This is a genomic window from Novosphingobium sp. PhB165, assembly GCF_004341845.1.
In the GTDB taxonomy this organism is placed as follows: Bacteria; Pseudomonadota; Alphaproteobacteria; order Sphingomonadales; family Sphingomonadaceae; genus Novosphingobium.
In genome coordinates this window covers 268,633-289,398 of the sequence record NZ_SLVB01000003.1, presented here as the reverse complement: position 1 = coordinate 289,398, position 20,766 = coordinate 268,633, and the positions used below count along the sequence as shown (strand labels likewise).

General features: G+C 63.4%; 20 protein-coding genes. 9 read left to right on the top strand and 11 right to left on the bottom strand.

Annotated elements, in window-relative coordinates:
- Positions 1-53 precede the first annotated feature (53 nt).
- The 3 genes from rplQ (at position 54) to EDF56_RS09860 (ending at position 3,270) form a co-directional block, all read left to right on the top strand.
- Positions 54-476, top strand: a complete 423-nt coding sequence (gene rplQ / locus EDF56_RS09870) for a 50S ribosomal protein L17 (RefSeq protein WP_132387461.1) — start codon at positions 54-56, stop codon at positions 474-476.
- Between the two features lie 108 nt (positions 477-584).
- Positions 585-2,753 carry a prolyl oligopeptidase family serine peptidase gene (locus EDF56_RS09865; protein ID WP_132386819.1) on the top strand — a complete coding sequence of 723 codons (2,169 nt, stop codon included), beginning with the start codon at positions 585-587 and terminating at the stop codon, positions 2,751-2,753.
- A gap of 136 nt (positions 2,754-2,889) precedes the next feature.
- Positions 2,890-3,270, top strand: a complete 381-nt coding sequence (locus tag EDF56_RS09860; protein WP_132386817.1) for a hypothetical protein — start codon at positions 2,890-2,892, stop codon at positions 3,268-3,270.
- A 4-nt stretch (positions 3,271-3,274) separates the two neighbouring features.
- Here EDF56_RS09860 and EDF56_RS09855 read toward each other — a convergent pair whose 3' ends face one another.
- Positions 3,275-3,916 carry a TRIC cation channel family protein gene (locus tag EDF56_RS09855; protein ID WP_132386815.1) on the bottom strand — a complete coding sequence of 214 codons (642 nt, stop codon included), beginning with the start codon at positions 3,914-3,916 and terminating at the stop codon, positions 3,275-3,277.
- Positions 3,917-3,923: 7 nt separating this feature from the next.
- Entirely contained in the window at positions 3,924-4,382 is a 459-nt protein-coding gene (locus tag EDF56_RS09850; RefSeq protein WP_132386813.1) for a hypothetical protein, read from the bottom strand.
- Positions 4,383-4,662: 280 nt separating this feature from the next.
- Here EDF56_RS09850 and EDF56_RS09845 point away from each other — a divergent pair, with 280 nt between their 5' ends.
- Positions 4,663-5,991, top strand: a complete 1,329-nt coding sequence (locus EDF56_RS09845; RefSeq protein ID WP_132386811.1) for a cytochrome P450 — start codon at positions 4,663-4,665, stop codon at positions 5,989-5,991.
- Between the two features lie 232 nt (positions 5,992-6,223).
- On the opposite strand, the gene EDF56_RS09840 is transcribed toward EDF56_RS09845, so the two are convergent.
- Together EDF56_RS09840 and EDF56_RS09835 are read right to left on the bottom strand one after the other, a co-directional pair.
- Positions 6,224-7,099, bottom strand: coding sequence for a hypothetical protein (locus tag EDF56_RS09840; RefSeq protein WP_132386809.1), 876 nt, complete (start codon positions 7,097-7,099; stop codon positions 6,224-6,226).
- 106 nt (positions 7,100-7,205) lie between these two features.
- Complete coding sequence (locus EDF56_RS09835; RefSeq protein ID WP_132386807.1) at positions 7,206-7,736, bottom strand: hypothetical protein; 531 nt, start codon at positions 7,734-7,736, stop codon at positions 7,206-7,208.
- A gap of 255 nt (positions 7,737-7,991) precedes the next feature.
- Here EDF56_RS09835 and EDF56_RS09830 point away from each other — a divergent pair, with 255 nt between their 5' ends.
- Complete coding sequence (locus EDF56_RS09830) at positions 7,992-9,683, top strand: hypothetical protein (protein WP_132386805.1); 1,692 nt, start codon at positions 7,992-7,994, stop codon at positions 9,681-9,683.
- A 187-nt stretch (positions 9,684-9,870) separates the two neighbouring features.
- Here the strand turns inward: EDF56_RS09830 and EDF56_RS09825 are convergent, their stop codons facing one another.
- The 6 genes from EDF56_RS09825 to EDF56_RS25915 form a co-directional block, all read right to left on the bottom strand.
- On the bottom strand, positions 9,871-10,806 hold the full coding sequence (locus EDF56_RS09825) for a zinc-binding alcohol dehydrogenase family protein (RefSeq protein ID WP_132386803.1): 936 nt from the start codon (positions 10,804-10,806) through the stop codon (positions 9,871-9,873).
- Positions 10,807-10,905: 99 nt separating this feature from the next.
- Positions 10,906-12,387 (bottom strand): DUF4403 family protein, encoded by a 1,482-nt coding sequence (locus EDF56_RS09820; protein ID WP_132386801.1) that lies wholly within the window; start codon positions 12,385-12,387, stop codon positions 10,906-10,908.
- Positions 12,388-12,543: 156 nt separating this feature from the next.
- Positions 12,544-12,966 (bottom strand): VOC family protein, encoded by a 423-nt coding sequence (locus tag EDF56_RS09815; protein ID WP_132386799.1) that lies wholly within the window; start codon positions 12,964-12,966, stop codon positions 12,544-12,546.
- 54 nt (positions 12,967-13,020) lie between these two features.
- Entirely contained in the window at positions 13,021-13,380 is a 360-nt protein-coding gene (locus tag EDF56_RS09810) for a hypothetical protein (RefSeq protein WP_132386797.1), read from the bottom strand.
- A 262-nt stretch (positions 13,381-13,642) separates the two neighbouring features.
- On the bottom strand, positions 13,643-14,065 hold the full coding sequence (locus EDF56_RS09805; RefSeq protein WP_132386795.1) for a UrcA family protein: 423 nt from the start codon (positions 14,063-14,065) through the stop codon (positions 13,643-13,645).
- A 411-nt stretch (positions 14,066-14,476) separates the two neighbouring features.
- Positions 14,477-14,878 carry a UrcA family protein gene (locus tag EDF56_RS25915; protein WP_165912161.1) on the bottom strand — a complete coding sequence of 134 codons (402 nt, stop codon included), beginning with the start codon at positions 14,876-14,878 and terminating at the stop codon, positions 14,477-14,479.
- A gap of 540 nt (positions 14,879-15,418) precedes the next feature.
- Here EDF56_RS25915 and uvrA point away from each other — a divergent pair.
- The 3 genes from uvrA (at position 15,419) to EDF56_RS25910 (ending at position 19,138) form a co-directional block, all read left to right on the top strand.
- A complete protein-coding gene (gene uvrA, locus EDF56_RS09795) occupies positions 15,419-18,385 on the top strand; it encodes an excinuclease ABC subunit UvrA (RefSeq protein ID WP_132386791.1) in 2,967 nt (988 codons plus the stop codon).
- A gap of 181 nt (positions 18,386-18,566) precedes the next feature.
- Entirely contained in the window at positions 18,567-18,944 is a 378-nt protein-coding gene (locus tag EDF56_RS09790) for a hypothetical protein (protein ID WP_132386789.1), read from the top strand.
- Positions 18,945-18,976: 32 nt separating this feature from the next.
- The gene (locus tag EDF56_RS25910) at positions 18,977-19,138 is read left to right on the top strand and encodes a hypothetical protein (RefSeq protein ID WP_165912160.1); all 162 of its coding nucleotides are present in this window, start codon (positions 18,977-18,979) and stop codon (positions 19,136-19,138) included.
- A 120-nt stretch (positions 19,139-19,258) separates the two neighbouring features.
- On the opposite strand, the gene EDF56_RS09785 is transcribed toward EDF56_RS25910, so the two are convergent.
- Positions 19,259-19,624, bottom strand: coding sequence for a hypothetical protein (locus EDF56_RS09785; RefSeq protein ID WP_132386787.1), 366 nt, complete (start codon positions 19,622-19,624; stop codon positions 19,259-19,261).
- Between the two features lie 188 nt (positions 19,625-19,812).
- Between EDF56_RS09785 and EDF56_RS09780 the strand changes: the two genes are divergently transcribed.
- Positions 19,813-20,712 (top strand): hypothetical protein, encoded by a 900-nt coding sequence (locus tag EDF56_RS09780; protein WP_132386785.1) that lies wholly within the window; start codon positions 19,813-19,815, stop codon positions 20,710-20,712.
- Positions 20,713-20,766 lie beyond the last annotated feature (54 nt).

Sequence of the window (20,766 nt, the reverse complement as noted above, 5' to 3'; positions counted from 1 at the left end):
ATCGCCCGGCAGGCAGTACCTTGAACGGCTGTCTGACGAACGGAGAACTGAAAATGCGTCATAAGCACGGTCAGCGCAAGCTGCAGCGCACCTCGGGCCATCGCGCCGCTCTTCTGCGCAACATGGCTGCCGCTCTCATCAAGCACGAGCAGATCCAGACCACCACGCCGAAGGCGAAGGAACTGCGTCCTTACCTCGAAAAGCTGATCACGCTCGCGAAGCATGGCGGCCTTTCGAACCGTCGTCTGGCGCACGCTCGCCTGATGGACGAAGCCCAGGAAAAGAAGCTCTTCGAAGTGCTCGCAGAGCGCTACGCGGGCCGCAACGGTGGCTACACCCGCATCATCAAGGCCGGCATCCGCGCTTCGGACGCCGCCCCGATCGCGATCATCGAACTCGTTGACCGCGACACCTCGGAAAAGGGCAAGGACTCGGGTCCGGTTCTGACCGAAGAAAACGAATACGCCGAAGCCTGATAGGCTGAGGGTCCTCCGGCTTTCCACACGCGAAAGCTGAGGCGAGATTGAAAGGGCGGTCGCGAGTGCTAGGCTCGCGGCCGCCTTTTTTCATTCTCGGAGAACGACATGGTTCGTCTGGCCGGCCTCGGTGGGGCTCTCGGCATGGTGCTTCTGACGGCCTCTTCGCTTTCCGCACAGGACATGCCTTCCACGCAGAACAGGGAGCCGCTGGTCTATCCGGAAACGCGGCGCGGTGACGTGGTGGATACGCTGTTCGGCGAGAAGATCGCCGATCCCTATCGCTGGCTCGAAGCCGACGTGCGCCGTGATCCCGATGTCGCCGACTGGGTAGCGCGGCAATCCGCCTTTACCGATGCCTATCTGAAGACCCTGCCACAGCGCGCCTGGTTCCAGCAGCGGATCAGCGCGCTCACCGATTTCGAACGCTTCGGCCTGCCGACCAAGGCCGGCAGGCGCTATTTCTACACGCGCAATGCGGGGCTTCAGAACCAGTCGCAGCTTTTCGTGCGCGACGGGCTGTCCGGCACGCCGCGCCTGCTGATCGATCCCAATGGCTGGGCCAAGGACGGCGCCACCGCGCTCGATGACTGGGAGCCATCGGACAAGGGGCGCTACCTGCTCTACAGCGTGCAGGACGGCGGCAGCGACTGGCGCGTGCTCCATGTGCTTGACGTCGATACCGGCAAAGTCATGCCCGACGAGCTGCGCTGGGTGAAATTCTCACGGTTCTCGTGGATCGGGGAGGAGGGCTTCCTCTATTCGCGTTTCCCCGCGCCCAAGCCGGGCGAGACGTTCCAGAGCCGCAATTACAATCAGGCGATCTGGTATCACCGGCTTGGCACGCCGCAGTCGGCCGACGAACTGGTCTATGCGACGCCCGATCATCCCGAATATGGGCACAGCGCCAAGGTGACGCAGGACGGCCGCCTGGCGGTGATTACCAGCACGATCGGCACCGATGCTCGTTACGAGGTTCGCGTGATCGATCTGGCGGCGCGCAAGCGGGCGGGCTGGCGGACGCAGGCGGTGGTCACCGGCTTTACCGACGACTGGCGCCTTGTCGAAGGGGCAGGCCAGAGGCTGTGGTTCGTCACCAACCAGAACGCGCCGCGTTTCCGCCTCGTCAGCATAGATCTGACGCAGAGCGTGCCGACCTTCGCCGAGGTCGTCCCGCAGCGCGACGACATCCTGGAGCGTGCCGGGGTGATCGGCAGCAGTCTCGTGCTCAATTACATGCGTGATGCGGCGAGCCATGCGGAGATCGTCTCGGTGGATGGCAAGACGCCCCGCACGCTGGCGCTGAACGGGATCGGCACCGCCTCGGGCTTCCGGGGCAGGCCGGGCGATCCGGAGACGTTCTACGCCTTCTCCAGCTTCAACCGGCCGGCGTCGATCTTCCGGCTCGATATGCGCACGGGCAAGACGGAAGTCTTCGCCGAGCCGAAGATGGACTTCTCGCCCGACGATATCGCGGTCGAGCAGCGCTTCTACACCTCGAAGGACGGCACCCGCGTTCCGATGTTCCTGGTGCGCCGCAAGGACGTGGCCGCGGCAGGCAAGCCCGTGCCGACGCTGCTCTATGGCTATGGCGGTTTCGACATCGCGCTGACGCCGGGGTACTCGGCGTCGACGATGGCCTGGGTGCAGGCGGGCGGGGCCTATGCCATGGCGAACTTGCGCGGCGGCGGCGAGTATGGCCGCGCGTGGCATGACGCGGGGCGCGGGGCCAACAAGCAGAACGTGTTCGACGACTTCATCGCGGCAGGCGAGTACCTCAAGGCGCAAGGCATCGCCGCGAAGGACGGGCTGGCCATTCAGGGCCGCTCGAACGGCGGCTTGCTGATCGGGGCGGTGACCAACCAGCGCCCGGATCTCTTCGCGGCCGCCGTGCCGCAAGTGGGGGTGATGGACATGCTCCGCTTCGACCGCTTCACGGCCGGGCGCTACTGGGTGGACGACTACGGCTATCCGGACCGCGCGACGGACTTCAAGGTGCTGCGCGCCTATTCGCCCTACCACAACATCCGTGAGGGGACGGCCTACCCGGCGATCCTGGTGACCACGGCAGACACCGACGACCGCGTGGTGCCAGGGCATTCGTTCAAGTATGCCGCCGCGCTCCAGCATGCGGCGCTGGGCGACAAGCCGCACCTCATCCGCATCGACATGCGCGCGGGCCATGGCTCGGGCAAGCCGACCGACAAGGCCATCGAGGAAAGCGCAGACGTGCTGGCCTTCATGGCGCAGTGGACGGGACTGCATCCGGAGAAGTGATCCAGCGCGGAGGGCGATCCGTCGCCACGGGCTTGAGTTTTCGGGGAAATCGCGGAGGATAGGGCAGGGAGCGGGACTCGGCAGAGCTTCCCTCCACGCTGATCGCCTGCCCGAAGGTGCAAGGGAGCCCCGATCCATGCCCACCAAGACTTTTGTTCGCGCCGTGCTTCTCGTCGCGCTGCTGCCCACCGTGGCACTGGCGCAGACGGACCGCTTCGGTACCGATCGCCGCCTTGATAACCGGCGCGATGAATTCGGCGTCAGTTCGCGGCAGGCCGCGCATATGTGCGCCGGGGCTGCCGAAACCGCGCTGCACGGCGCCGGCTATACGGGCGTGCAGGTGGTCGGGCTCAAGGATATCGAGCATAAGCCCGAGGGCTACGTGCTGAGTGCCTGGGTCAGTGTTTCGGGCGGCGGTGCTTCGGCCGAGGGTAAGGCGAAGCGCGGCGATTTCCGCTGCGAGATCGGGCGCGGCTCTATCGTCAATCTCGGCTTCAACGGCATTCCGGGCGTCTGAGCCGTCAGTCCGCGTCCTCTGGCCCGACATGGGCGGGCAGGCCGAGCGACCAGTGGATCGCCGCGCCGCGCAGCGCGAAACCGGCGGCAGCGGCCAGCGCCGAGCTCAGCCCGGCCGAAAGCCCCAGCGCGATCCCCACCGCCGCCAGCGTCGCCGCCAGCGCGGCAGCGGTGACGTAGAGTTCCGGCCGCATCAGGATCGAGGGGTGCCCCGCCAGCACGTCGCGGATGATGCCGCCGACGCAGCTGGTGACGATGCCCATCAGGATCGCCGGGCCTGCCGGCACGCCCCAGGCCAGCGCCTTGATCGTGCCGAACACCGCATAGACCGCAAGGCCCAGCGCGTCGGCCCATTCGAGCAGGCGGCCTTGCCACCAGCGTACCGGTGTGAACCAGGCCAGCAAGGCCACGGCAAGGCAGACCGGGGCGACATAGTGATCGCGCACCCAGAACACCGGGGCGCCGATCAGCAGGTCGCGCAAGGTACCGCCCCCCACGCCGGTCATAAGCGCGAAGAAGGCGGCGGTCACGAACGTCTGGCGCATCTGTACCGCCGTGAGCGCGCCGGACAGCGCGAAGACCGCGATCCCGAACAAGTCGATCGCGGGAGGCAGGGCGGGGGTCAGGGGAGCGGTTATGATCGGCATCCCGGTATCATAGACCGGCCGGATGGACTTCGGGAAGCGGCACGAGATCCGGCTCGATCCAGCCCGCGCGCGCCTCGGGGCTCATCAGCCGCGCTTCGCTCCAGTGCACAAGGAGCCAGCCCGAACGACCCAGCGGCGAATCCATGATTCCCGCCAGCACGCGCGAGAGCGGCGCATCCTTGCCGTGGCGGGCCAGTTCCCGCGCCGCCACGCGCATCGAAGCCTCGGTAATGGTGGCGTGGAAGCCGCGTGTCGGGCTCTCCGGCACGCCGACCGCGCGGTTGTAACGGCGGATCACCGCCTCGATCCCGCCGTGCCCGGTCAGCACCGCGGGATGGCGCAGCAACCAGAGCGCCGCCGCGAAATGCGCGGCGTGGCTCCACTCGGCATAGGGCCAACTGGTGTCGAGCACGCCGTGGGCGACGCGTTCGATCGTCTCGTCATCGAAGGGGAGGGGTATGGTCATTGTCGGGTCCTTGGTCTGGAGACCCGGCTCCAACGGCAAGCGCGCTTTTTACCCGGCGGCCGAAGGGCCGGGCGGTATCGCGGATTGAGGGAAGGGTGGTTGGCCTTACCTGCTTCGCGCGCACGCCCCGCCGCGCGCGCCTTGGCGGCACGTACGGGAAGCGGTGAGGTCGGCAGTCATGGCCATGCCGGGGCGATATCACAGCGGAGAAGCTTTGACCATCGGTGTGGATGTGATACACACAAGATCATAAATGTGAGAAATCGGGAGAAGTCGCCCAGTGCTTAATCCAGCGCCGAAGCAAGCCGCGTCGTACGACACCGCAGACTGGTACACCGACGTGTGGCTGGTGGACGATCCGCACGCCTATTTCGATCACTTGCGCGCGCAGGGCCCGGTGGTGCGCCTGCCGTACCGCAATGCCGTGGCGGTGACGGGCTATGACGAGACGGTGCAGGTCATGCTGGACACCGAGCACTTCTCGTCGATCAACGGCGTGACCGGCCCACTGGCCGAACTGCCCTTCACGCCCGAGGGCGACGACATCACCGCGATGCTCGAAGCCCATCGCAAGCAGATCCCGTTCGCCGATCAGGTCGTTACCGAGAGCGGCAATCGCCATGCCGACTTGCGCTCGATCCTCGCGCGGCTGTTCACGCCGAGCCGGCTCAAGGAGCTTCAGCCCAAGCTGCTCGCCACCGCCGAGGGCCTGATCGACGAGTTCCGCCATGACGGCAAAGTCGATCTCGTGCGCCAGTACGGCGGGCCTTACGGCGCGCTGGTGATCTCCGACCTGCTCGGCCTGTCCGAGAAGACGCGCGCGAAGTTTCGCGGGCTGCTCGAAGGCGCGATCCCCGTGCCGATGGACGCCAGCGAGGAGGACATGCTGAAGAACCCGCTGGTTGGCGTGGGCAAGGACCTGTTCAAGCTCATCGCCCAGCGCCGCTTCGCGCTTCATCCGCTGATGCGTCCGCTGCGCGGGGTTCTGGCACAGCAGGACATCCTCGCCGAACTGGCGCAGGCGCGCTATCCCGATGGCCGCAAGCCGACTCTGGTGGACCTCACCAGCTTGGCCGCGTTCCTGTTCGGCGCCGGGCAGGACACCACCAACCGCCTGCTCGCCAACGCGTTCAAGGTGATCGCCACGCGCCCCGACATCCAGCAGGGCCTGCGCGACGATCCGGCGCGGATTGCCAACTTCGTCGAGGAAGTCTTGCGCTTCGACGGCTCGGTGAAGAGCGGCGGACGCATGTGCCAGAAGACCACCACGCTGGGCGGCGTGGAGATCAAGGCGGGCACGGCGGTCTTGATGTCGCACATGGCCGCCAACCGCGATCCGGCCCGCTTCCCCGAACCCGGCAAGTTCGACATGGACCGGCCAAAGCTCAAGGAACACCTTGCTTTCGGTCGCGGCGCGCATACCTGCATCGGTGCCCCGCTCGCCCGGCGCGAGGTGGTCACGAGCATTGAGCGCCTGCTCGCGCGGATGGGCAATATCCGGCTATCGCAGGCGCATCACGGACGGGAAGGCGAGTGGCACTTCGATTACGAACCGACCTATGTCCTGCGCGCGCTGGCGAGCCTGCATCTGGAGTTCGATCCGCTTTAGGAGCGGTGCGATGTGCATGCGCTCAAATGAGGGGCTGAGGAGCTGAGGGCCGCCAGTTTCTCAGCCGTCGCCCCCGCGAAGGCGGGGGCCCCGCTTCCTGGCAACTTCTCGCCCGGCACAACAGAAGCGGGATCCCCGCCTTCGCGGGGATGACGGGTTCTTGGGGAGCGGGAGGCGCTGCGAACGACTGCCGCGCGAACCGCCATACCGACGCCGGAAAGGCGCAATCGTCCTACCGCTTCGTGCACTCGCCAATCCGCTGGGCGCTCAGCTCGGACTGAAGCGTGGAGAAGAACGGCAGCTCGCGGCCATTCGGCGATTTCGCGTCAAAGTGTACGTTCTTGGTGATCTCGATGCGGTTCGCGTCGATACGCCCGGTGAGTTTGCCCTGCTTGATCGCGCCGCCCTGCAGGAAGCAGCTCAACGAGCCGGAAATGTCCTTGCCCTTGACCTTGATCTTCCAACTGCGACAGGCCGGCGGCGCGGCGTTGTTCACGAAGGTTTCGGGCGTTTGCAGCGCATTCGCGAAAGCGTGAAGGTCATCGTCGGCCATGCAGACTTGCCACTGGTGGACCGATGGGGGCGAGACACGGTCCAGGCTGGTGGTATGGGTGCTATATTCGACGAAGCGCCACAGCCCCGCCGGAATGGGGTGGCGCGATCCGGCAACGGTGATCTCGTTGGAGGTTTCGGGAGCAGGCGCCGCGTTGTCCTGCGGAGTGCCGAGGTTCTCCGCGATGTCCGTCTCGAACGAGGCTTCGGCGGCTCCGATCGGAACGTCCTGCGCCGCGAACCGGTTGATACGGTCGTTCAAACAGGCTTTGGCGCGGATTTCTCCGGAGTACCCTTCGAGCAGGCACTGCTGCAACATGGCGCAGAGGACGCGATCGGCGGCGGGCGATCCCACGGAGGGGTGCGGCACGCAGCCTCTGAGATAGGGGCCGCGCACGGTGTATTCGATCTTCGTGATCCGCATCTTGCGGGCCGTCACCACGATCGGATCGCCGATGGTTTCGGGCGCCTCGGCCAGCCCGGCAAAGCCGCTGGCCATCAGGAACAGGCAGGCTGAAGCCGTGAAAAATCGGCGCTTCAGGGGCGATGGCGGCATCTCTTCTCCAGCCATTCTCTGATGCTTGTGATTGAATGTTAGCAAAGAATGTGGCGTGACTCTTCGTTCGGCTGAACGGCCATCGACGCCAGTTCAGTGAGAATGCCTACTGCGTGAGCAGCAATGCCGCGCGGAGGGACGGGTCGAGCAACAGATGTGAAACGCCGTGCCCCATCAAGGCCGCAAGAAAACCGTGTCGCCAGTAGAGCCAGCCCCACACGCTTCCTACCAGCACGTAGCGAAACAGGCCGTAGAGCGGATAGTCCGCTACCGGCTGCCAAGCGTTGACCACCTGCACGGCAATAATAACTGCGACCATTACCGCAGGCGAAAGTGCCCTGCGAGCCACGATGCTGAGGCCGACGACCACTGCGGTCATCATCACCAGGCGGTATTTCACCTCTTCGATCATTGCGAGCACGCAGGTCAAGGGCGTTCGCGGCAGCAACGGACTGGTGAAAAGTGCCTCGTACCCCTCCGGAAGCGCGCGCCGGAAGATCGCTGCGTCGAGGACTACGATGAAAATTGTTACACTCAACACACTCAAGGCCACCGCCTTCAGTGCGGCAATCCCATCGTCTGGACGGAGCCGAAGACCATTCAACGGTGAGGGACGTTCCGCAGTTACGCTGCCCACGACGTTGTCCCGATTCGATCAGGCATGCTTTGGCCCCCGCCATAATGTTGCGGGCGATTATCTATGCTTCTTCCGTTGTCAGATCCAGAGTGGATGCCGCTACTGTCGAATTGTAATTCGGCACTTGCATTTGCAGCTTGTGAGATGAGGGTGCGAAAGGTTGCGAACCTGCCTGCCGGGGAGGCCTCTGGCTTTTCTCTTTGCCGTCGCAAGGCTAGGGTCCGCGCCGAGAACAGACCCGAAAGGCTCCCCCCAATGTTCGCCCCTAAGTTCGGCCCCATCATGCCCGCCACCCGCTTCGGACTCGCTCCATTGCTGCTTGCCGCCAGTGTCTTGCAGGCCACGCCCGCCATGGCTCAGACGGCCGCGCCGGTCTACGATCTTGCCGCGCAAAAGGCGAAGCTGGCGACCGTGCACATGCAGGTCGATACCAAGTTCCTGACGCCTGAAGAGCGCGATGTCGTCAACAAGCTGATGAAGGTCGCCGACCTGTTCAGCGAGATCTACATGCGCCAGCGCTATGCAGAGAACCCGCAAGTGGGCCGCGCGATTGCGGCGGACCGGAGCGCCGACCGCGATCTGCTGGTGGAGATGTTCCATCGCAACTTCGGCCCTTGGGACGAACTGGCCGATCTCCACCCGTTCTGGGGTGACAAGCCGATGCCCGAAGGCGCCGGTTTCTATCCCGAAGACCTGACGCGGCAGGAATTCGAGGCCTATCTCGCCGCGCATCCGGATCAGAAGGCCGCGCTCACCAGCCCCTATACGGTGGTGCGGCGCGATGGGGCCAAGCTGGTCGCGGTGCCCTATTCGCAGGCCTACAAGGAATGGTTGGAGCCTGCGGCGAAACTGCTCGACGAGGCGGCGGCGCGGACCAGCAATGCGAGCCTGAAGAAGTTTCTGAGCCTGCGCGCCAAGGCGCTGCGCACCGACGATTACTTCGAGAGCGAACTGGCGTGGATGGATATCGAGGGCACGCCGATCGAACCGGCTATCGGGCCTTATGAAGTCTATACCGATCGCCTGATGGGCGCGAAGGCCTCGTTCGAGGCGTTCGTGACGCTGAAGGATCCCGAGGAATCGGCCAAGCTCGCCAAGTACAAGGCCTTCCTGCGCGATATGGAAGCGAACCTGCCGATCCCGGACGAGTACAAGAACTTCCAGCGCGGTTTCGCCAGCCCCATCGCCGTGGCCGAGCAGGTGCGCGGCGGCGGCGACAATGTGCCGGGGCCGCAGACCATCGCTTTCAACCTGCCCAATGACGAGCGGGTGCGGGAGGCCAAGGGCGCCAAGAAGGTGATCCTCTCCAACGTGCTCGGCGCCAAGTTCGACCTGATCCTGAAACCGATGGGCGCGCTGGTGCTGGTGCCCGATCAGGCGGCGCTGGTGGACCGGCGGTACATGCAGTTCGAGACGCTGTTCCACGAACTCTCGCACAGTCTCGGGCCGGGCACGATCGTCGTCAATGGCGAGAAGACCACCGTGGACAAGGCGCTGAAGGAGCAGAACTCCGCCATCGAAGAGGCCAAGGCCGATGTCGCGGGCGTGTGGGACCTGCTGTTGATGATGCAGAAGGGCGAACTGCCGGTGGCGGAGAAGCCGCAACTCTTCGCGACTTACGCGGTGGGCGTGTTCCGCGCGGTGCGGTTCGGCGCGGTGGAGGCGCATGGCAAGGGCGCGGCGCTGCAATACGGTTATCTGCGGGCCAAGGGGGCCTTTGTCTTCGATCCGGCGACCGGGCGCTTCACGGTGGATGATGCGAAGATGGAAGCGGGTCTGCGTGACTTGCTCCATGACATGCTGATGTTGCAGGCCCGGGGCGACTATGCCGGGACCATCGCGTTCATGGACCGCTGGGCGAAGCTCGATCCTGAGGCGGAAGGCGTGATCAAGGCTATGGGTGCGCTGCCGGTGGATATTCGGCCGATCTATCCGGACAGCGTCTGACGGTTCCATCGGCGGCCGAGCCTAATTCGCTCAGGTTGCTAAAAACGCTCCGCTACGTCCAAACCCGTCATCCCCGCGAAGGCGGAGATCCCGCTTCTGGCGGTTGAACGAGAGGTCGCAAAGAAGCGGGGCCCCCGCCTCCGCGGGGGCGACGGTGGGATCGGCGGGCTATAGGATCAATGGCAGCCTAAGGCCGCAGGACCACGCGGCCGTAGACGCCGCCCCGGCGGGTGAAGGCCCAGGCCTCGCCCGCCTCGCAGAGCGCGAATTCGTGCTCGACCGGGATTTCGACTTCGCCGCGCGCGACGCGGTGCAGCTCGCGCTCGACGAGTGCATGGACCGCCGGATCGTCCATCGGCGCGAAAAGGCCGATGGCGAAGTGCGCGAACCTCGGGTCCCGATGCTGGTTATCGCGGTGGAAGCTGGCGTAGCGCCCGCCCGAGACCGTCAGGCGGGACAGCATGTCATAGTCCGCGCCCAAGCCGGTATCGACGACGAAATCGAAGCCGCGCCCGTCGCTGGCCTCCAGGCAGGCGGCCAGCACGTCGTTGCCGCACCTGTCGATCAGGTGGGAGAGCCCGTAACCGGTCAGGGTATCCTGGCGAGAGGCGTCGGCGGCGATGCCCGTCACCCGCGCGCCTGCCTGCGCTGCGGTCTGCAACAGGATGAGCCCGATGGCGCTGGTGACGCCGTTGATGAGCAGCGTCTCGCCCTGCCTGAGGCCGCCGCGCGCGAAAAGCGTGGCATGGGCCGAGGCGAAAGCATGGGGCACCGCCGCCGCGAAAGCCGGGTCGATCCCTTCGGGCAAGTGCCAGACGGTCGCCTCCGGCACGGCGAAGAGTTCCGCGAAGGCGCCGCCGGGATGGTGGCCGACCACCCGGTCCCCGGCGGCGAAGCGCGTGACCGCAGGCCCGGCCGCGATCACGGTGCCGACAGCCTGACATCCCGGGATTCGCGTGGGTACCGGCGCCGGCAGGGTGACGGGGTCATGCGTGTCCACGCATTCCAGCGAGGCCAGTTCCACCTCGATCAGCACGGTATCGTGGCCGATCGCGGGCTTTGTCGCCGGGGCATAGCGCAGGTCGATCCTGCCGTTGCCGCCGTGCTGGAAAACCGCGTTCACCTTGCCCTCCGCATCATGTCTGGCTGGATGGAATTACAGAATATAGTATACAAATTATGATGTCCACGCGATGGGGCTGGAAGCGAGCGGGCCCTGCGCTCATTCGTCGACCTTGACCGTTGCCACGCCGCTGCCGCGTACCGGCAGGTAGAGGCCCTGACCGGCCGCCCGGATCGTGCCGGTGTGCACGTCCTGAACTTCAGCGCGGATCAGCAGCTTGCCCGCGCGCTTTTCGGCAATGGCACGGTCGATCTTGCCGAGCAGTTTCTGGAAGTCGTTCTCGAAGTTCTGGCCCAGCGCATCCGCCAGCGTGGCGGAAAGTTCGGGCCCATTGGCAAAGCTCAGCAACAGATCGCTGCCGACCATGTCGATCCCGCCGCTTACGTGCAGCGCGGTGAACGCCACCTTGCGGGAATCGGGAGCATTCGCGGGCAGGGCGGTCAGCCAGACGGTGCCGCTCGATTTGCCCAGGTAGCCCCTTGTCCCCTCGACCGAAAGTTCGATGCCCACGGCGATCCGCCCGCCGGTGGTGCCGTAGATCGTCGCCTTGCGGAACTCGGCGCGCACGGCACCGCCGCCGGGTACGGTGAACGGCCGCTGCTGGCGCTTGACCAGAGCCTTCATCAGCACCGGCTCCAACTCGCGATAGTCGGCGATCACCGGGATGAAGAAGGCGATCCGGCCCGCCTCGCTGGCGAGGGGGCGCATCGGTGGCAGCGCCGTGGGCTGCGGATCGTCCCGCCGCTCGCCGACGAACGTTTCGGTCAGGGCCTTGAGGCCGAGCCGCAACTGCAGGTGGTGCCCGTTCACGGTATAGCCGCCGTATTGCAGCTCCTGCGGCGTGATCCGCATCCACACCGGCGGATTGCGCTTGTTGAGTTCCACCGATGTGAAGGCCGCTGCCCAGGCCTGCTCGATCTTCGGCCGGACGTTGATCTTGGCCAGTTCCGCGCTCAGCTGCTTTTCCAGCCCGGCCACGATCGGGGCAAGCTTTTGGTCGGCAGGCTTGGACAGGTCGATGCGCTTGCCGAGGAAGTCGAGGTGCGGGCTGTCGATCCAGTGATAGGAGATCTCGACCTTGCCGCGCAGGCGCCAGTCGGGCGTCAGGTCGAGACGGACGCGCGCGCGGGCCTCAGCGCGGGCGCTCGCGGTCTCGTGCTTGAGCACGCCGCCGATGTCGCGCGCCTGCACTTGCGCGACGACGGGAATGGTGAAGACAACCTCGTTGCCGGTCCCGGAGAAGCGCAAGGCCCCGCGCCGTGCATCGCCGACGATGTCGCACTTGATCTTCGGGGTCTTGATCTTGACGAAGGCCACTTTGACCCGCTTCGAGGGCAGGCAGTCCAGCCCGGTCTGGTCGATCGACCAGAGCGTGCGCGGAATTTCCCGCTCCAGCGCGGGGCCGAGCGGGGAAATGTCCGCTTCGACGGGGACTGTCAGCAAGGACGCCTGCGGTTCGATGACGATGGCGTCATTGGCGCGGGGCGGCGGACCTTCGCCGGACGCCTTTCGGTGACACTCGGCAGGCGCGAGCGCCAGCACCAGCAGGCCGAGAGCGGCGGAAACGCGCTTTGCCTTCATCTCACCTCGGATCCGGCCGCATTTCCATCCCGCGTAAATACGCGAGGTGCCGCTGTGGTTCCAGTCATGCGAAAGTCTGAAAAACCGGAAATTCCGGCAGGGAATTGGCCGGTACCCCGGCGAACATGCCCGAGCGGGCGTTGCTCAAACGGACATTCAGGTCGCGAAAAGCTGGTCCAGCTGCGCGAAGGCCTTCATCTCGATGGCATTGCCCGAAGGGTCGCGGAAGAACATGGTTGCCTGCTCGCCCGCCTGACCGGCGAAGCGGATATAGGGCTCGATGCCGAAAGCGACACCGGCTTCGCGCAGGCGCAAGGCCAGTGCTTCCCAGTCTTCCATGGTCAGCACGATGCCGAAATGCGGAACCGGCACGCCATGGCCGTCAACCGGGTTGGAAGCGCCGCCCCCGCGCGCCATGTCGGGTACGAGGTGGGCGACGATCTGATGCCCATGGAAGTCGAAATCGACCCAGGCGTCGCTGCTGCGCCCCTCCCGACAGCCCATCAGCCCACCCCAGAACGCCCGCGCGGCGTCGAGATCATGGACGGGGAAGGCGAGGTGGAAAGGGCGCAGTGTCATGGGCCGGATCTTACGCGTCGCTCATGCGGTTCGCCAAGAGGGGCCGGTCAGAAGTCAGCGGCAGCGTGAATAGTCGCCGGCGCGGCAGGCGGCGACATCGCGGCGCCATCTCGCAAGGTCGGCCTCGTACTGGCGGCGGGCTTCGGCGTAATCGCGGGCGCCGTCGTCGCTGGCGCTGCTGCGCCGGGCATCCGGCGACTGCCGATAGGCCTTCCAGCCTTCGGCATACTGCGCATCACGCTTGCGCACATAGGCCAGCTGGTCCTGATTGAGCTTGCGGATCACGGCGCGATCGCGGGCAATGGCCTCGGGCGTCATGGTCGGATCGCGTGGATCGTCGGCATGCGCGGCACTGGCGATGCCGAATGCGAAAACCGGTGCAGCAAGCGCCAGAAGGATGGGCGACCCCCTCATGTAATTCTCCGTCCCTGAAGGTGTTTGCGCGCATCTGTGACCACGCGAACGGGCCGGCGCAAAGCCTATGCGACGAATGGTGGCGCGCGGGGACGGACTGTGCGGCGCCTGCGACAGAAAGAGGATTTCACGGGGAACCGGCTTCGATCCGGAGCCCAAGAGCCAAGCCAGGAACCGAGCCAAGAACCACTGGTCATGAAATGGAAAGCGCCGCCCCCGCATGGGGGAGCGGGGGCGGCGCATTCAGGGCGTTCCGATGCGGTCAGTGATCGGAACGTCCGGTGGCCGGACCCTTGGAGATGGCAAGGGCGGCCACATGGTCGCCGCGATCGCGAGCGGCGAGCATGGTGTCGCGCGCCGTATAGGCCCGCTGCGCGCTTTCGCTGCGGCAATCATGGATCTGGGCGCGCCCTTCAAGATCGCCGATGTCGGCGCGGCCGCAGACATGATCGATTGCCGAATTGATGCGCGCATCCAACCGTGCGCGTCCTTGCGGGGAAGTGAGGTCAAGGTCGGCATACCGCACCAATTCGGTGGGCCTGTCGCCATCCGTCATGGTGGCGGCAACGGTTTGCGCGAGAGCCGGCGATGCGATCGGCAGCGCGGTGCAAAGCAGCGCGACACCGGACCACAAAGTACGGGTAGGAACGAATTGCGAGGTTTTGCGGCTGTTAAAATGCGTCATGCTCGTATGCTCCGGTCGGTCCGGGGGAATCCCGGCACGGTGGTGGATTGCGAGCGACCCTCATGGCGTTGCTTCATTGTTATCGGCCGCTTTGGTGGCGGTCTTTTGAACGGTGTTTGGGAGGGATGGGCCGACCTGGGTGACCGCGAATGCGGCGCACGATGCGGCATCGATTCCCCCCGAGACCATCCCGCAATGCGCGGACGGCCTCCTCTATTTCTCGATTGTGAAACATTAAATACAGTGACGGAAAATTAATTCCGCAACCTACAAAGTAACTGCAAGCTGGTGTAATCCTATTGCTCGGACAGTATTGCCTATACAACAGGGCGCTTGCCGAAAATTTCAGTCTGCTAACTCAATGATGCGTCCCGCCGATCCGGAAAGGGCCGGACCGGCGGACGCAAGGGCTCAACGCCGGGCAAAGACCGCCATGGTTTGCGGGGTGCCGGCCGAAGCAAGGGTCTGGCCACTCGCCCGGGCGGCCATGTGCTGGGCGAAGAGTTCGTCACGTGCCGCATAGGCACGATCGGTGGACTCATCGCGGCAGTCCCGCATGTGGCTGAAGTCGTCAAGATTGCGGACATCCGCGTCTCCGCAGACCGTCCGGACCGCGGAATCGAGCCGTGTGGTGAGCCGGTCGCGGCCCGCCTGGCTATCGAGATCGAGGTCGCTGTAGCGCACTTCGACGCGCGGAACGTTCGGATCGATAGCGCGATTCTTGACAAGGACGTCTTCTGCCATGGCCGGCGCGGCCAGGCCGAGCGCGGCACCGAACAGGACGGCGGAAGCGAACAGGGAAACCTTGGTCATCTCAGGTACTCCTCCTTTAAGGGCGCAGTCGGCCTTTCGCGGAACCTCCCTGTCCCACGATGCAAATGAACTGCGACGACCCTGGTGCGATCTGAAAATTCTTGTTTTACAGGCGCGTTGTGCGCACCTGCCCCGCCGTGAACTCACGTCGTGAATCCAAGCTGTGAATTCGATCGGCAATAAGTGCGTTAGCCTGTGCGACGTCCCGGGCCGGTTCATTCACCTGACGATCTACTTTGTCATGCAGGTCGACATAATAGCAAAGGGTGAGTCGTTACTGTAATCAGGCAGCGTCTCTATTACTGATTGGGATGACGGTTTCAAGTCTGCAAACTAACGGATCGGCAAACGACATTGCGCAACCGATAGACGACATTCGATTGCCGACGAACGGCGTGACCGGTGGAAGCGGCGCCGAGGGGAGGGCGGGGGCGACATACGTTGCAATCGGGCCTGCCGTTCCCACATGGCTTCGCGGCCCCCATTTTGCGGCGCAGCGTGCCTTGCGTATCGTGAACAAATCTGGAACATATCTCCCCCATGAGTCTCTCCCACATCACCGTACGCGGCGCCCGTGAGCACAACCTCAAGGGTTTCGACATCGAGCTCCCGCGTGAGAAGCTGATCGTCATCACCGGCCTGTCGGGTTCGGGGAAATCCAGCCTCGCGTTCGACACGATCTATGCCGAGGGCCAGCGCCGCTATGTGGAGAGCCTCTCCGCCTATGCGCGCCAGTTCCTGGAGATGATGCAGAAGCCGGACGTCGAGCATATCGACGGCCTCAGCCCCGCGATCTCGATCGAGCAGAAGACCACCAGCCGCAACCCGCGCTCCACGGTGGCCACCGTGACGGAGATCTGGGACTACATGCGCCTGCTCTGGGCGCGCGTGGGCATTCCCTATTCGCCCGCCACCGGCCTGCCGATCGAAGCGCAGACCGTGTCCAACATGGTCGACCGGGTGATGGAACTGCCCGAAGGCACCCGCGCCTATCTGCTCGCGCCGGTCGTGCGCGGCCGCAAGGGTGAATACCGCAAGGAACTGGCCGAGTGGCAGAAGGCGGGCTACACCCGCGTGCGCATCGACGGCGAACTCTACGCCATCGAGGACGCCCCCGCGCTCGACAAGAAGTACAAGCACGACATCGAAGTCGTGGTGGACCGCATATCGGTCAAGGATGGCATCCAGACGCGCCTTGCCGACAGCTTCGAACAGGCGCTGAAACTGGCCGAGGGGCTGGCCTATATCGACCTTGCCGATACGACGGTGGCGGAGGTTTCCGGTGCTTCGACAAGCTCGGCACGAGCGGGGAAGGGGAGCCGCTCCAAGCCCGCTCAGCCTGAGCCTGTCGAAGGCCACGCGCAACCCAAGGGCATGAAGAAGGTCGGCCTGCCGCCGAACCGCATCGTCTTCTCCGAAAAGTTCGCCTGCCCGGTCAGCGGCTTCACCATCGAGGAGATCGAGCCGCGCCTGTTCTCGTTCAACGCCCCGCAGGGCGCCTGCCCGGCCTGTGACGGTCTGGGTGAGAAGCTGCTGTTCGACCCGCAGCTGGTTGTCCCGAACGAGCATCTCAGTCTCAAGCAGGGCGCCGTGGTGCCCTGGGCCAAGTCGAACCCACCTTCGCCTTATTACATGCAGGTGCTCTCCAGCCTGGCCGAGCACTTCGGTTTCGACCTCACCACGCCGTGGGACGCGCTCTCGCCCGAGGTGAAGATCGTCATCCTCTACGGCACCGCGGGCAAGGCCGTGCCGCTGACGTTCAAGGACGGCAAGAAGGAATACACGGTCAACAAGCCGTTCGAGGGCGTAATCGGCAACCTCAACCGCCGCATGATTCAGACCGACAGCGCCTGGATGCGCGAGGAACTGTCCAAGTTCCAGACCGCGCAGCCCTGCGAAACGTGCGAGGGCAAGCGCCTCAAGCCCGAAGCGCTTTCGGTGAAGATCGCCGGCAGCGACATTGCCGATGCCGCGCGCCTTTCGGTGGCGGACGGCTTCGCATGGTTCGGCAATCTTGAGGCGAAGCTGACCGCCCAGCAGCAGCAGATTGCCAAGGCCATCCTCAAGGAAATCAACGAGCGCCTCGGCTTCCTCAACAACGTCGGGCTCGATTACCTCAACCTGGATCGTACCAGCGGCACGCTGTCAGGCGGTGAAAGCCAGCGCATCCGCCTTGCCAGCCAGATCGGCTCGGGCCTGTCGGGCGTGCTCTACGTGCTCGACGAACCCTCGATCGGCCTCCACCAGCGCGACAACGACATGCTGCTGGAAACGCTCAAGCGCCTGCGCGATCTGGGCAACACCGTGATCGTCGTCGAGCATGACGAGGACGCGATCCGCACGGCCGACCATATTGTTGACCTTGGCCCCGGTGCCGGCGTCCATGGTGGCGAAGTCGTGGCCGAAGGCACGCTGAAGCAAGTGCTCAAGAGCAAGAACAGCCTCACCGCCGCCTACCTCAACGGCACGCGCAAGATCGAGGTGCCGACCAAGCGTCGCAAGGGCAACGGCAAGAAGATCGTGGTCGAGAACGCCCGCGCCAACAACCTGAAGAACGTGACGGCGAAGTTCCCGCTCGGCACCTTCTGCTGCGTCACCGGCGTTTCCGGATCGGGCAAAAGCTCGCTCACCATCGACACTCTGCAGGCCGGCGCCGCGCGCCAGCTCAACGGCGCGCGCGTCGTCGCCGGGGCGCATGACCGGATCACCGGGCTCGAACACTGCGACAAGGTGATCGAGATCGACCAGTCCCCCATCGGCCGCACCCCGCGCTCCAACCCCGCCACCTACACGGGCGCCTTCACCCAGATCCGCGACTGGTTCGCCGGGCTGCCGGAATCGGAAGCACGCGGCTACAAGGCCGGGCGCTTCAGCTTTAACGTCAAGGGCGGCCGGTGCGAGGCGTGCCAGGGCGACGGCCTGATCAAGATCGAGATGCACTTCCTGCCCGACGTCTACGTCACGTGCGAGGAATGCCACGGCAAGCGCTACAACCGCGAAACGCTGGAAGTGAAGTTCAAGGGCCACTCCATCGCCGACGTGCTCGACATGACGATCGAGGACGCGGAGGAGTTCTTCAAGGCCGTGCCGCCGATCCGCGACAAGATGCACATGCTGAACGAAGTGGGCCTGGGCTACGTCAAGGTCGGTCAGCAGGCGACCACGCTGTCCGGCGGCGAGGCGCAGCGCGTCAAGCTAGCCAAGGAACTGGCCCGCCGCTCCACCGGCCAGACGCTCTACGTGCTGGACGAGCCGACCACCGGCCTCCACTTCGAGGACGTGCGCAAGCTGCTCGAAGTGCTCCACCGCCTTGTCGAGCAGGGCAATTCGGTGGTGGTGATCGAGCACAACCTCGACGTCATCAAGACCGCCGACTGGATCATCGACATGGGCCCGGAAGGCGGCGTGCGCGGCGGCGAGGTGATTGCCGAAGGTACGCCGGAGGATATCGTCAAGGTGAAGAAGTCCTTCACCGGGCACTACCTGAAACCGCTGCTGGCCAAATGACCGGCCCGGCGCGCCGGGCAGGCAGTCCGGCGCGGCCCTTCAAGCCGAAACCGGAAGTGTGAGCCGCATCACGCCCCTTGCCCATGCAAGGGGCGTAGTGGCACGCTCAGTCGATTCGTAATGTCAACCGCGCCATCCGGGCGCGAGACTTTCGAACTGGCGCCTGTTTCTGGAGGGAGACATGCGCGCGAACAGCAAAGCCAATGCAGTCACCCTTGCTGTCCTGACGGCGGCGCTTGCAGCCATGCCGCAACCCCTTGCCGGCGCGAGTTGGGCCCCGCGTTCGGCGGTGAGCCCCGTGGCAGACGAAGTCGGACCGGGTGATTCCTCGACGACAGCGCCGACGGTTCCGTCGAGCGTACCCCCGCGCAGCGCGCTGCCCGCGCCATCACTCCGCTGCGAAGACGTGCGCGGCGACGCGCCCGGCAAGACCCTGCGCCGTTCCGGCGTTCTCGTCCTGCTGCGGAGCAATGGCCGCACATGGCGGCTCAATCTCAAGCCGTCCGAGGTGCGGCAGGGCTATGCTACGTGGAGCAAGCCGCACTACGCGATGATGTGATCGTTCGGCGGCGAAGTGTGTGACTGCTCGAAGTGGGCCACTTCCTTGTTGAGCAGGGCAATTCCTTGGTGGTGATCGAGCACAACCTCGATGTCATCAAGACTACGCAGTGGATCATCGACATGGACCCGGAGGGCGGCATGCACGGCGGCGAGGTGATCGCGGCCGGTACGCTGGAGGATATCGCGAGGTGAAGAAGTCCTTCACCGGGCATCGTCTGAAGTCATTCTTTGGTGTGAATGCGTGATCGCTTACGTTTAAATGGTATTTTTACTTCATGAAAAAAGAGGCAGTCATGGACTGCCTCTTTTGTTTTATTTGTTAAGAGCGCTTTTGGCTAACAATGCGGTCAAAGTGTTGACCGTTTGTATAAGCTCTTCATTTCTTTCCCTGAGTTTTTTAATTTCAATATTGGCAAATTCATTTTCTGAGCTTTCGGCCAAGCCTTCGTGGCACTTTTTGCCTATGTCTTGGGCTGCTTCAGTTAGCGCGTGGCTTACCCATGCATTGATTTTCATTCCACTAGCTTTGGCGGCTTCCCGTGCAACACTGACCGCCTCGGTCGGCAAGCCTTTAATTGTCCAGTCTTGGTGTGCACGTTCTGGGCTTTTGCCATGTGTACCCTGTTTTGGTACCCCCCGCTCCACTACAGTGATATCCACCGCTTGGAGGTCGGACATTGCCAGTCTCCTTTGTTGACAGAATCGCACGTGAAACATCTTCAGGCGTCCTGTGGTTCCCATTTATCCCCGGGAACGTACTCCATTTCAACCAGATTGTGGAAAACTTTTTGTAAAAGTACCCTAAACATCCGCTTGATGTAACCCGAAATGGTTACCATAATCCTTCGTGCAAGGAGGCGGAACATATGGATGGCGGGAGCGCTGTCGACCAAATGCAGGGCGAAGTGGATCGTGGCATCGTGGAGGTGCGCGAGGCTCTAGGTCGCTATGCCCAAGATCAAAAGATTTCGGGCGCTTGCGCAATGCTTCTTAATCTAATTGATCAAGTGGAATTCAAGGTCGATTTATCCGAGAGTGATTCTGCTTTTCATCTCGATAGAGAAAATAAGATCATCGAATTTTACGCATCTCCGCTCATTCGTGTTTGGAATTGTTTGTATGATATATGCGACGAAATCGGAGTTTCCGATGAAGATCGCATTCGTTTTCAGCGTGCCGGGCTGAACCAATTTATAATTCACGAACTACTTCATATTAGGCAAAAATTTGCTGATTTTTCCGTCATTCCCGTAATCAAGGCAGGCCTCGAAGGAATGGGGCTTCCAATGCTGGATTTAGCCGCTGATATGTGGGCGTCATGGGTTTCGGCACTGGTTGAATGTCATCTGGGCGGGGATGACTCTGAAGATGATCTTCTTATGCAGCATGCCAACGCATTGTTACGAGCCTATATCATCGGTGCGTTTGCCTTCGATTCAAAATCGAGTTCAGTTAAGCGGCAAAGAGCAATTGGACTGATTATCTCAATGCTCCTCATCCAATCTAAATTAGATGGAAAATTTGTCTCTGAATCTGTCAATGAAGAATGGACCGAAACGACTCCCGTTTTTTTATTCGATATTGGAAAGTGTAAAAGATTTAATGCTATAGTTGTAAGCGGATTTCCGGGTCTCTTGATAGAAGATCATGACGTCCATGATGGGGAAGCCTTGATTGAGCTTTGGAACAGCGTCGGCGAAAGGCCTGTAAAAGATATAATTTCGTTAACAGCTAGTTTTCTAAAGACGTCTGGTGCGGTGATGTGATCGATGGTGCATCGGTTGTTAGGCTAACAATCGTTGTTTTTCATATTTCCTACA